At 53.5% G+C, this 11,784-nt stretch carries 9 protein-coding genes and 1 pseudogene; 2 read left to right on the plus strand and 8 right to left on the minus strand.

Annotated features, from left to right (window positions below; translation table 11 throughout):
* Nucleotides 1-10 precede the first annotated feature (10 nt).
* Nucleotides 11-1,111 (plus strand): NUDIX domain-containing protein, encoded by a 1,101-nt coding sequence (locus LEPIL_RS21780; protein ID WP_002771292.1) that lies wholly within the window; start codon nt 11-13, stop codon nt 1,109-1,111.
* Here the strand turns inward: LEPIL_RS21780 and LEPIL_RS07000 are convergent.
* Entirely contained in the window at nt 1,072-2,121 is a 1,050-nt protein-coding gene (locus LEPIL_RS07000) for a WG repeat-containing protein (protein ID WP_040918410.1), read from the minus strand. The two genes, LEPIL_RS21780 and LEPIL_RS07000, sit on opposite strands and share 40 nt — an antisense overlap.
* Here LEPIL_RS07000 and LEPIL_RS07005 point away from each other — a divergent pair.
* Nucleotides 2,120-2,521, plus strand: coding sequence for a hypothetical protein (locus LEPIL_RS07005; RefSeq protein ID WP_002771295.1), 402 nt, complete (start codon nt 2,120-2,122; stop codon nt 2,519-2,521). The genes LEPIL_RS07000 and LEPIL_RS07005 overlap by 2 nt on opposite strands.
* Nucleotides 2,522-2,524: 3 nt before the next feature.
* Here the strand turns inward: LEPIL_RS07005 and LEPIL_RS07010 are convergent, their stop codons facing one another.
* From LEPIL_RS07010 to LEPIL_RS07040, 7 genes and pseudogenes are all read right to left on the minus strand, one after another.
* Nucleotides 2,525-4,006, minus strand: coding sequence for an ATP-binding response regulator (locus tag LEPIL_RS07010; protein WP_002771296.1), 1,482 nt, complete (start codon nt 4,004-4,006; stop codon nt 2,525-2,527).
* Nucleotides 4,003-4,398 carry a DUF1987 domain-containing protein gene (locus tag LEPIL_RS07015; RefSeq protein ID WP_211208627.1) on the minus strand — a complete coding sequence of 132 codons (396 nt, stop codon included), beginning with the start codon at nt 4,396-4,398 and terminating at the stop codon, nt 4,003-4,005. The genes LEPIL_RS07010 and LEPIL_RS07015 overlap by 4 nt, the downstream gene beginning before the upstream one ends.
* Nucleotides 4,399-4,418: 20 nt before the next feature.
* A pseudogene (locus tag LEPIL_RS23770) lies at nt 4,419-4,700 on the minus strand (SiaB family protein kinase); the annotation flags it as partial.
* Between the two features lie 80 nt (nt 4,701-4,780).
* The gene (locus LEPIL_RS07025) at nt 4,781-6,016 is read right to left on the minus strand and encodes an IS256-like element ISLil1 family transposase (RefSeq protein WP_002771298.1); all 1,236 of its coding nucleotides are present in this window, start codon (nt 6,014-6,016) and stop codon (nt 4,781-4,783) included.
* A 67-nt stretch (nt 6,017-6,083) separates the two neighbouring features.
* Nucleotides 6,084-6,323, minus strand: coding sequence for a hypothetical protein (locus LEPIL_RS07030; RefSeq protein WP_052608228.1), 240 nt, complete (start codon nt 6,321-6,323; stop codon nt 6,084-6,086).
* A 64-nt stretch (nt 6,324-6,387) separates the two neighbouring features.
* Nucleotides 6,388-8,406, minus strand: a complete 2,019-nt coding sequence (locus LEPIL_RS07035; protein WP_002771299.1) for a SpoIIE family protein phosphatase — start codon at nt 8,404-8,406, stop codon at nt 6,388-6,390.
* 57 nt (nt 8,407-8,463) lie between these two features.
* Entirely contained in the window at nt 8,464-11,733 is a 3,270-nt protein-coding gene (locus LEPIL_RS07040; RefSeq protein ID WP_002771300.1) for a type I restriction endonuclease subunit R, read from the minus strand.
* Nucleotides 11,734-11,784 lie beyond the last annotated feature (51 nt).

Consider the following 11,784-nt stretch of genomic DNA (forward strand, 5'->3'; position numbering starts at 1 on the left):
TATTTTTGTCATGACTGCGAAAAACGGGAAAGAAAAGGACGCACAGTTTGCCGGCATTGATATCGGCGGCGCTAAAAAGGGCTTTCATCTCTGTCTGATCAACGAACAGGGCGCCGTCACCGATCTTGTCAGGTTGAAAACGCCCGAATCCGTTTCGCGCTATCTACAAGAGCGAAAGCCCTCCTGCATTGCGATAGACGGGCCTGCGCGCTCCATGCGCACGACGGCGAGGACGCGAGAAGCCGAACGACAGATCCGCACGCTTGATTACCGCCTGCAATGGACGCCGCAAACGGGCGGGCGGGCTCAGGAGTGGATGCAACAGTCCGAGTATCTCTGGACGGTGCTGCGGCGGGACTTTCCACAGATCCCAATCTGTGAAACGTTTCCCACCGCCATTCAGGACAGGGTGCTGACAGAAGAGGTGCAGCTTCCGCTCGCAATGCTACAGAGCCGCCTGCTTCGCGAACATACGAAAGATTTCTTTGATGCCATACTGGCGGCTACGGCGGCCCGGCGCATCCACCGCAAAGAAGCCGAAGTCTTCGGCGTGAACGATGAAATCGGTTCCATCTATCTGCCCGCCGATCCTTTTCGGGATTATACGCTGACGCTGATCGTTGCCGGCGAGCAAATTCTGCTCGGGCGCAAGAAGCGCGGACTCGGTGAAGGCTACTGGAACGGATTCGGCGGCAAGGTGGAGGTCGATGAAACGATTGCGGCCGCCGCTGCACGCGAGATCCTCGAAGAGGTGGGCCTCAGAGTGAAGGCCCGCGATCTCATTCCAGCAGGGCTGCTTTTCTTTACGTTTGCCGATCCGAATGTCAGGCCGATTCGCGGCACGGTCTTTCGCGCCGAAAACTTTTCAGGTGAACCGGCGGAATCCGACGAGATGGCGCCGCAATGGTTCGATATAAGCGCGATCCCCTATGATCGCATGTGGGGCGACGACGTCTTCTGGTTTCCGTTGATGATTGAAAAGCGCCCGTTCGTCGCATCCTTTCATGTCGGTGTGGATAACGCCATCGAGCGCCGCACGCTTGTCGAGACCGAGGCCGCCTTTGCCGCCGTTCAACGCGGAAAAAGCCGTCGGCCTTTTGCGTCGATATAGTACCAGGCAAGCTTCCCGGGTGCGACGGGAGCCGGATTCTCTTTGATAGAATCGGCCGATGTATAACTCTCAGGACCCTGAACAAGCGCCAGTCCTCTGAAATGCGTGAAGGCCTCGAAGAAGACGGCCGGTACGACGAGGCGTCCGCTGCGGTCGATATATCCCCAGCGCAGATTCGCCGTTCTTCTGACCGGAGCAAGCTCGCCGCTGAAATCGCCGACCAGATCAAACTGCGGGATGTTAATATGCCTTTTTCCTTTACTGTCAATGAAGGCAAAACCCTCGTCTTTTAAGATATATGACAGGCCTCCGTCAAAGTTGCCGCCAAACTTGTAGGCGAAGTTAAGCACAGCCGTGCCGCGTCGGTCGATGTAGCCGTACAGATCCCACATGCGGGCACGGGCCAGGCCGTCGGCCGTAAAATTAAAGGCATCCTGATACTTGCATGGCAGCGCCTGCTTGCCCGTGCGATCGATATAGCCATAGTTATACACGCCCGTATCGCACTGGGCGAACGTCATTCCATTGACGAAGCGGCCGGAGCGCACAAAACGAGCCGGAATTACCATGCGACCGCTTCGGTCGATATAGCCGTATCTGCCATTTAAACGCACACGCGCAAGGCCTTCAGAGAAACGATCGGCGTCTTCATAACCTTCTCCCGATGCGGGCAGGATCGTCTTTCCCGATGCGTCAATATAGCGCCATCTGCCGTCAGGTAGGCGAACCGGTGCCAGGCCCTCGGCGAATTCGCCCATGGCCTCTCTGATGAAGTCCGGCAGGCTGGAATCTGAAAGGTTGCTCGCCACAAAACCGGCCGAGCACTTCAGTCGGATCTTCTCGTCGCCCTGGCGATTATAATAAATGCAATCCGACCCGTCGCGAAAAGGAAAGAGGTCGGATTCCGGAGCGGCAACGACCGCAACCGGTAGTATCAGACAGAGGAACAGGCTCGATAAAAAGCGAATCGGACTTGCATGCAGGAAGCGTCTGGCCAACATTTGATCCATGAGCTATCTTCGCTATCCGGGCGCAATGCTTTCTATACTTCTGATGCCGCTGTTTGTGACGGCAACGGCAGCCCAGAGCGGCGTAGAGAAAACCGAGAGGATGGAGCGATTCGAGAAGGACGGCATCGTCATCGAGCTGAAGCCGCTCGCCCTTGAGATGGACGGATACCGGAATTTCGAGCTGCGCATCATGAACCTGACCGAGGCGCCTCGCAGCGTGCACGGTCGCTTTCGCCTGCTCAGTCGATCGGGCCAGGAGGCGGGCAGCTGCACGCTTTTCGTCGAACTGTCGCCCGGCGAATCAAAGACGCGCACCAAGGCCTGCAAAGAAACGGCCCTGTCGCGATCCTATCGATTCGAGATCGTGCGCGTCTATTCGTTTGTGCTCGATCAGGAGTGAAAATCAGGCCCTGCAGTACCGCTGAATCACGTCGATCAGCGCTTCTTTCGTAAAAGGCTTCGTAATATGAGCGGCAAAGCCGGCGCTTGCCGTGCGCCGCCGGTCTTCGTCTGAGGTGCGCCCTGTTAACGCTATGACAGGCGGCAGCGGACCGGTGATTTGAGCCTGGAGCTCTGCGAACGTCGCAAATCCGTCCATGCCTGGAATCTGCAAATCCAGCAGGATCAGATCAAATGAGTCTTTCTGGCAGGCGGCGACGGCCTCGGCACCCGACTCCACAATCGTCAGGTCAAAAGGCTCGTCGGTAAGAAATCGCTCGATCAGCCATCGTTGTTCGGGGGTGTCTTCGACGATGAGGATGCGCCTTCGCCCTGTGGCTTCGGGCTTTTTATGTTCGGTGCCCTCAAACGAGACGGGTAGAACGACGGTAAACGTCGATCCTTTACCCTTTTCACTCTCCACCGATATGGTGCCACGGAACAATCGAACAAGCTCGCGTACGATATTCAAACCGAGCCCGCTGCCGCCGTATAGCCGTGCGATCGTGCCGTCTTCCTGAACGAATCGTTCAAAGAGGCGGTCTATGCGATCCTGCTCGATGCCGGTTCCCGTATCGATGACGTCGAACCGCAGAGCGTCGCTACCGAGTTTGCGAACATGCAGCGTTATACTTCCCTGCTCGGTGAATTTCAGCGCATTCGAAAGCAGGTTTGAAAGGATCTGACCTATGCGATAGGAATCCGAAGATATAACGGTCGGTACGTCGTCGTCGATGATCAGATTCAGTTCCACATCCCGTCTGAAACGATGATGGCGGAACTGCTCGATCAGTGCGACAAGATGATCGTGAAGCGGAAAGGGAATGCGCTCGACTTCCATGTGTCCCGATTCGACGCGCGAAAGGTCGAGCACCTCGTCGACGATACGCATGAGGTTATTCCCGGTCTGCGCAAGCACGTCGACAAGCTTCTGCTGATCGGCGTTAAGACTCGAATCTTGCAGAAGGTCGACGATGCCGAGCACCGTTCCAAGCGGATTGCGCAGTTCATGGCTGAGATTCGAAATAAAAGCATCTTTGTTTTTATTGGATTGATGCAGCAATCCCTGAAACCGATCGCTGATGGCGATGAGCTTGTTCAGACGGTTCTGTAGTTTGCGGTATCGGATCAGCTGACGCTCCGCCTGCGAAGCGAGATCGGCGTCGACCGTCTTCAGTCGCTCGACAAGCTGCTGCATGTCCTCCGTCGCCGCCTCGTTAACCGGAGCCCCCGCTTTTTCAGGAGGTTGCAGTCGTTCGGATTGATAGAGATCGCTGATAAAGAGCGTGCGGTAGAGCTTGCGGTTCAGTGTGCGGTAGGCCTCGGCCAGGGCTCTGTACTCGGCCAGTATATCAAAATCTTCCGGGCCGTTCAGCACCTCGTCGATGCGAAAACGGACGGCATCCTCCGTTTCCTGTTTAATGTAGGAGGAGCGCTGAGGCTTCATGACTCGCCCGGCACGATATCAAAGGGCATCGTAAACTCTTCTTTGAATTCTTCGGCCAGCTCTCGCGATCGTGGATTCTCGGAATCGAAACGCCAGACGACGCCCGTCTTCACACCGGCCTGATGTCCTTCGTCCAGTATATCAAGCATATCAAGCACGCATTTCGTCGAGCTGCTGTTCATGTAGCTGATGTTAATATCGATTCGGATGTCTTTTTTTTCGTCTACGAGAGCGCGCAGCCAGCGCACGACGGGCGTGTAGATCTCAAACGAATTCTCGGGATACGATTCTCCCTCGATAAAGACCGTTCCCTCTCTATAGAAGATGGAAGGTGTGGAGGCCGTTTTTGTCACTTCCGGAAAATCCATGCAGCAATCCTCTTCAGTTATCATAAATTCTCATATAAAAGCGGTCAGACTGAAAAAATCGTAGCGATCGTCGACCGGCCGGATGTTTTATATTCCATATTCGACGACGTTTTTCTCGCAATGTCTATCAGGCCGATGCCCGCTCCTCTTGCCCCTTCGGGTCGCTCGCTGCGCAGCTGTTTCTTATACAGGGCCTTCAAATCGTCGGCATTCATGGCGTTGATCTGTTCGATGCGCTCTTTCAGGGGCTGAACGTCATCTTTTAGAATGTAGTTGCCCGATGTGACGGCATGGGTCTCGTCTTTGCGAGCGACAACGACGATCGTGCTGCTTAACTCGCCGGGCGGAAGCTGCGACTATGTCCCAGTGATAGTTAGACTTTGAGGCAGGACCCACTGAATGCATCCTATGCCGAGATCCGCTCGTCAATCTTTTTATCCAGGAAGGTGTTTAAGAACTCATGGATATGAGTGTATGACCGCACCTTACGGAATTGTTCCTCCTGTGATAGCAGGAGACTACCGACCCATCGGAGCACCTGGTCTGTCTGAGGCCTTGACCGTTTAACCCGGTTAAGCTGAGATCTGGGATTCGAGAATGCCGAATCGATCAGATTGGTTGTGTAAAAGGATGTTCTCAATTTCGGCGGCATATTGATGCGATGCAGCGTTAACAGTGCCTCTAAACCCTCCTGAAGACTCTGAGAGGCACTGTAGCTGATGGATTCGAGCCATGATAGAACGGACCGCATCTCGCTTGCGACATCTTCGTAACTGTTAGCGCTGAATGCCTGCTTGTATCTCTTGCAGAATTCTGCATGATACTTCCGTGGGAGCTTGGCAAGAACATTTCTCTGTTTATGAAGGTAGCAGAGTTGGATCTCTGCCTTCTTTCCGAAGAACTCTCTGGCCGCTTTTTCAAGAGCCTTTGATCCATCCATGACGACAAGCACACGATCTGTGAAGCGGATATCACGGCTCTCGATTGATTGAAGGACACTGAGTGCGCTATCAGCATTCTCTGTAGACCCCTCAGAAATGCCCAGAAAATGCTTGTTTCCGGCCGTATCGACCCCGAGAGCAACGATTACGACAGAGCCGCCGAATACGATGCCATCAAGAACAATACACCAGAATGTCTGATCAGGAAACCTGCGTGAATTCAAATGATTGAGCGACTCACGGCTGGACTTCACAAACTCCCGCGAAACCGCACTCCGCGAAAGGCCGAGAGAGGCTTCTGTCTTTCTCAGCGTCTTTTCATAGTTCCGGGTGCTGATGCCTGCCAGCATCAGGCGCTCAACATGCTCGCGAAGATCAGAGCGATCCTGAAGGATCTCATATCGCTCCAGCTTCACTTCCTTGCCATTGCTTCGAGCTCTGGGCCTCTGGATGGCCACCCTTTCACCATCGAGCACAATGGAACCACGCTGGCTGCCGCCTCGATGGGCAAGACCACGGCCTCTCTTATGCTCCCCTGTCTTGCCGCATAACGTTTCGATTTCTTCGAGAATCAAAGCTCCTACGTAACCGAGTGCAAATTCGCGCACTCGAGCATCGAGGCTGGTTCGAATATAATCCCGAAAACCTTCGGCCGTAAGGCTTTGTGTTTGACTGGTTTCTGCCCGTTCGTTCTTCTTCATATGGAACCCTCCGTAAGGGAATGTGGTGTTCGGCCCATTTTGGGCCAGGGTTCCGCCTTTTCAAACTCTAACTAAATTCGGGACATAATCGAAGCTGCCTTTCGATGATGTAATTGCGCGCGTTCTGCGTCAGTTCGATATAAATCGAGAAAACATCAGAGATTGCCGCCTTCGTCACATTCTCATTATCGAGGTGATTGCGAATCGCTATGCCTATCTCTTCGAGGATGCTGTGCGAGAACGGGCCGTTAAAGCAGATCAGGATATTACTGTCGTTGAATTCTTTCTTTATCTGAAAAAGATCCATGCCATCCTCACTCTTCTTTTTTCAGCCATCTCTATTCTTTCGGGCAATCGCACTCGGCCTTTCATCACAGCCTGAAGCCGATCAGCGTCTGATCGTCCCGCTGCCTGTAGTCGCCTCTGTATTCACGCAGAGTCTGCTCAAAGGCCGACTGCTGCTCCGGCATGGGCCGGTGACCGTTCTCACGGATCATCTCCTGAAACCTCTGCGAGCCGAAGCCGAAGCCTTTGCTTCCTCCAGGCTCGTCGAGAATTCCGTCTGTCGTAATATAGAACGATGATCCCGAAGGATTCCCTATCGTCAACGCCTGATACGCAAAATCCGTCGATGAGCTGCGATAGCCAATTCTCTGAATGTCGCCTCTATGTTCCAGCACGTTACCGTCCCGGAACTCGAAAAGCGACAGGCCGGCCCCTGAATAGGAAAGCCCTTTCGACTGCCTGTCGATGACGCACAATCCGATGTCCAGCCCCGCGTCGATCTCTTTGAAGCGCAGGGTCTCTTTCATGATGCGATTCAGCTCAGAGAGCATCGTAGCCGGGTTCAGCTGCGGCGACGACTCTACGATATGATTGAGCGCCGAGGCCGCCGTCATCGTCATAAAGGCGCCGGGCACGCCATGCCCCGTGCAATCGACGACAGCAAGCACGATGCTGGAATCGGTAAGGCGAAGGTAATGGAAATCGCCGCCGACCACAAGCTTCGGGCGATTGAGAAGCAGATAATCCGAAAAGCAAGATTCAAAGAGCGCCGTATCGGGCAGGATCGACGACTGGATCATCGACGCATAACGAATGCTTTCGTCGATCTCCTTCTGCGATTGCCTGAGGGCCGTATTTGCGCTTTGCAGTTCGGTCGTACGCTGCTGCACCTTTGCCTCGAGGTCGGTCGTGTATTCCTGGATGGTGCCGGCCATCGAGTTAAACGAAGACGTTAGCCTTCCGATCTCGTCGCTGCGTTCGACGGGCAGCCGGATGCCGTAACGACCGGCGGCCACCTCAGCCGTCGCTTCGGTCATGCGCTCCAGCGGACGAAGTACCAGGCGATGCATGAGCAAGCCGATAAGCACGCTCAAGAAAAGAAGCGAAATAAAGAGGCCGATCAGAATCGGCAGAAACTCCCGAACGCTGATCACACGCCCCACATCAAGGATAACGACGTTATACCAGCCAAGATGCCGCATATACGAAACGGCGGCCACCTGGGTGCGTCCTTTCAGCGTAACGGGAAAGGTGATAACGTCATCCTGTTCGTTTTCGTTTTGCCCGATCTCGATCGTCTCGCTGCCGCTCTTTTTGTATTCGGCGGCATCGGCCCGCAGCCTTTCGATCGCCGCTTTCAGCTCTTCGCCGAAGCGCCCCTGCTCCATCACCGTAAAGATCGTGATCTTATCGGCATCAAGGGCCTGGGCGTTATGCAGAACGATCTCATGATCTTCTGAGGCCTGGATAACGCCTTTTTCGTCGACGAGATAGACCGAGATACCGGGCTCCTGATTACCGATGATCTCTTCGAGAATGACCGTGATGTTGACGCCTGATCCGACGACGGCGATCTTACGGCCTGCATGATCGCGCATGATCGTATTGATCCAGACCTTCGTGCGGTGAACGAGCAGATCTTTATCGGTATTCAGAGCGAACGTATCGACGTTCTTCATCGTCTGAAAGAACCAGCGATGCTCGGGAACTTCGGCCTTCAGAGTGGCGACGACGGGTCTGCTTCCTCCTGTGAACGTATAATAGTTCTGCGATGAGGCGATCGTTAAGAAGGACTCTTTATCGCGGGCCAGCTTGCGATAGCCTTCGATCTGAAGATAGGCCGTTTTTCGAGCCTCTTCGTTATTCTCGTCAAGCACCCATCGCCGGATCACATAATCGTCGGCCAGGCGGCCCGATAAGACGACCTCTCTGTCGATAAGCGTTAGCAGGCGGTTCTTCTGGATCTGCGCCTCTTTGGCGGCGAAGCGCTCGGCAAAGCCGGCGATCACGTCCCCCGTTACCGAATAGAAAAGATAGACGGTTCCCAGACCGACCAGGATATAGAGGACGCTGACGACAAGCAGGAAGCGCGTGCGCAGTTTCATGCATCCCCTTTTTCATCGGAGGCGGAAGGGGGTCGAGCGGTTTTTGTCAGGTCTATCTCAGGCCACCCACTTCTCGCCTTTTTCGGCATAGGTGCGGATGACTTCGAAGGTGCGCTCGCATTTTTTCGAAAACAGAACCCGATCATAGGAGTCTGGCAGAGTTTCTTCGAGTATGTCGGTAACGGCTTCTTTCACTCTGATGAGGGAGGTAGAATCGCGGAACCAGTCCTGGACGAGCACCTTCGGGCTCTCTTCTTTCAATCGATGCAGCAGGGCCTTCGCCGCCTTTTTCACAGAGATCTCTTCGTCCTTTGTCATCTTTTCTTTTTTCAGAAGATCAAAGAGTTCCAGCTCATCGGGCGAAAGGTTCTCGCGAATATGCCGCTCCTCCTCCACTTTCAGATCGGAAGCGAAGTTTACCAGTTCTTCATAAGTGCTTTCGTGAATCACGGTGCCTGAATTATAGTTTTCAATGATGGATTGCAATCGTTCTACGAACGGCGCTCGCTCTCCGTTCTCGCGCATCATGCGATCCAGTTTCTCGATGAGAAACTCTTTGAGCACAGTGATCTCGATATTCTTATGAGGCTTCGTTTTGAACTCATTCTTGAGCTGCTCAAAATCGAGTTTGCTGAGATCCCAGACCTTGCCCTTCTGCCTGATCTGATACTCCGGCGCCGGTTCTTTAACGAGAATGCCCTCTTCGGTCGTAACGACGCTTTCATCAAGAAGGGCCGATACGCGCTGCACGGCGCTATCGATGTCTTTCGTTTTGATAATAGCTTCGATCATCTCTCGCAGGTACGAGAATAGAGGAACGATGGGGCGCGCTTGCTCTTTCGTTACCTCGGGTCTACAGGCATCGTAAAGAGACGAGATGGCGTTCTCGTAAAGAAAGAATTCCTGCCTCGTAAGATCGTCGGCAAGCAGAGTATCGGAAAACTCTTTGAAAAGCGCCGTTTGCTTTAAGACGCTCTTCTTTGTGGGGATCTGCATCAGGTCGATATCGTGCTTACTCAGAAAGGTCACGCCTTCTTCGATGGCAGCATCAAGCAACTCAAATAGATTGCTCTTAGGCGGAATGACGTCCTCACCCGTCGCTTCAGTCTCTTTTTGCGTTTGCCCTTCACTACCCGTTGCATAATCGCTAAGAGCTTGCTGCATATTCCGAAATACGTTGTAATAGTCGATAACCTCGCCGTTCGTTTTCGAGCGTCCATAGATCAGATGCCCCGTCACTCGATTCGCACGTGCAAGGGTCTGCATGAGCGTATGCCCCTTCATCGGCTTGTCGAGATAGAGCGTCGATACGGAAGGGGCGTCAAAACCGGTCAGCCACATCGCACAGACAAAAACAAGGTTCAGCGGATCATCTTCTTTCTTGAAACGATCCTCTATGGTCTGCCCTTCTTCGTTGGGCGTGTTCAACAGCTTGCGATGTGACTCGATTTCAAGTCCCTTTGCGGCGAATTTCTCTTTTTCGCCGACCTCTTCGCTGAGAACGACGGCCATCTGCGTGTTACGCATAAACTCGAGAGATCGTTTCAGCGCCTGCCGCTCGACCTCAGAGGCCTGCGTCATGGCCTTCTGGATATTGCGCTTCTCAATCTCCCAGTGATGCTTGACCTTTTCATACATGCGCACGGCCGTGTACTTGTCGACTGAGATTACCATCCCCTTGCCGAGATATCCCCTTCTGGGAAAATGATAGGCAATATCCCTTGCAATGGTTTCAAGACGATCGTCACGCCTTATAACTTCCAGTTCTTTTGCGAACTTATTCTCAAGGCGCTCGCGCTGCTCGGTATTAAGCTGCTCGTCTTCGACGATCTCGGCAAAATCCTCGCTGAGATTCGGATTCTCAATCAGGACTTCAGGCACTCTTTTCTCGTAGTAGAGCGGCAGTGTAGCCTCATCTTCGATGGACTGCACATAGCTGTATTCACTTACATAACCGCCAAACCATTCCTGCGTCTTACCCTTTTCGCTGCCCGCAAGCAGAGGCGTGCCCGTGAAGGCAAAGTAATGCGCGCCGGGTAACCCGCGACGCATATTCTCAGCAAGTGAAAGATACTGTGTGCGATGCGCCTCATCGACAATGACGATAATCTCACGACTGGAATCTGTAGAGTCGTGCAGGATCGGGAATTCTTTTCCCCTCGTCGATTGGAACTTTTGAATCAAGGTAAAGATAAATGGCTTGTTCTTCACAAGGTCTTCGCGAAGGGCCATGCTGCTGGTTGGCCGTGCTGCATCGCTTTTTTTTACCGTATCGGTATCGACAAAGTTGCCATAGATCTGCCCGTCCAGATCGGTCCGGTCCGTAATAATCAAGAAAGTGAAGTTGCCGGTGAATTTACGATGGATCTTTCGCGATAAGAAGATCATCGAGTAGCTCTTACCCGATCCCTGCGTATGCCAGAACACGCCCAGCCTTCCCTCGCGCACCTTACGATCAGCAAAAGAGGCCACAGCCTTGTTCACGCCGTGAAACTGATGGTTCTTTGCGATAATCTTCGCTGTATCTTTATGATAGAGGATGAAGTTCTCGATATAGTCGAGAAGCCTCTCTTTGCCGAGAAGGCCGCCGATGACCCGCTCGATGCTCGTTCCCTCACGTTCGATGGCCTTGCGATCGACCTTCTCGGTTTCGTCATCGACGCGCAGCCATGAAAAGAAGAACTTCCAGTCGGCAAAGCTGCTGCCCACCCTCGTCTCAACGGCATTGGAAAGGATACAGAAGGCATTGAAATCAAACAACCGAGGAATGTCGTTACGGCAGTTCGTCAGGTTATCGGTATAGGCGTTTTCGATTTTAACGTTGGAGTTCTTCAGCTCGATATACACAAGCGGAAGGCCGTTGATATACAGAAGCACATCGGGAATACGGGTGTAGCGGTCGCCCTTGATGTTCAACTGGCGAACGGCCAGGAAGTCGTTCTTCTCGCCGTTCTGGAAGTCGATAAGCCGCAGCGTGCCGCTCTCCTTCTTGCCCTTCTCGCCTTCGTATTCGAGAGGGATGCCGTCCCGGATCATCTGATAGATCTCTTTGCTGGCCAGAAGCGGACTCATCGCCCGCCGCGATACAAGCAGCCGCTCTTCGACGGCGCGCTGCCGGTCTTTAGCGGGGATGCCCGGATTCAGCTCGGCCACTTTCTCAAGAAGAAGGCCCTTTAACACGACCTCGCTTCGACTCTGCCGTCCGCTACCGTCGTCGCTGCTCGTATCGCCGTAAGGAACGGCGGCATTGATCACCCGGTAGCCATGATCCTCTTTGAGGATCTGCACCAGTTCCCGCTCCAGGTCTTCCTCTGTGATTACGGCCATTGACGATTCCTGAACAGCGCCATCATATTTCAACAAGATTCCACAGATGCC

The sequence above is a fragment of the Leptonema illini DSM 21528 genome (genome assembly GCF_000243335.1).
In the GTDB taxonomy this organism is placed as follows: domain Bacteria; phylum Spirochaetota; class Leptospiria; order Leptospirales; family Leptonemataceae; genus Leptonema; species Leptonema illini.

Coding starts and splice junctions, on each gene's coding strand:
- LEPIL_RS07025 (WP_002771298.1), bottom strand. CDS start 6,016: ATGAAGAAGAACGAACGGGCAGAAACCAGTCAAACACAAAGCCTTACG.
- LEPIL_RS21780 (WP_002771292.1), top strand. CDS start 11: ATGACTGCGAAAAACGGGAAAGAAAAGGACGCACAGTTTGCCGGCATT.
- LEPIL_RS07040 (WP_002771300.1), bottom strand. CDS start 11,733: ATGGCCGTAATCACAGAGGAAGACCTGGAGCGGGAACTGGTGCAGATC.
- LEPIL_RS07000 (WP_040918410.1), bottom strand. CDS start 2,121: ATGGATCAAATGTTGGCCAGACGCTTCCTGCATGCAAGTCCGATTCGC.
- LEPIL_RS07030 (WP_052608228.1), bottom strand. CDS start 6,323: ATGGATCTTTTTCAGATAAAGAAAGAATTCAACGACAGTAATATCCTG.
- LEPIL_RS07005 (WP_002771295.1), top strand. CDS start 2,120: ATGAGCTATCTTCGCTATCCGGGCGCAATGCTTTCTATACTTCTGATG.
- LEPIL_RS07015 (WP_211208627.1), bottom strand. CDS start 4,398: ATGATAACTGAAGAGGATTGCTGCATGGATTTTCCGGAAGTGACAAAA.
- LEPIL_RS07035 (WP_002771299.1), bottom strand. CDS start 8,406: ATGAAACTGCGCACGCGCTTCCTGCTTGTCGTCAGCGTCCTCTATATC.
- LEPIL_RS07010 (WP_002771296.1), bottom strand. CDS start 4,006: ATGAAGCCTCAGCGCTCCTCCTACATTAAACAGGAAACGGAGGATGCC.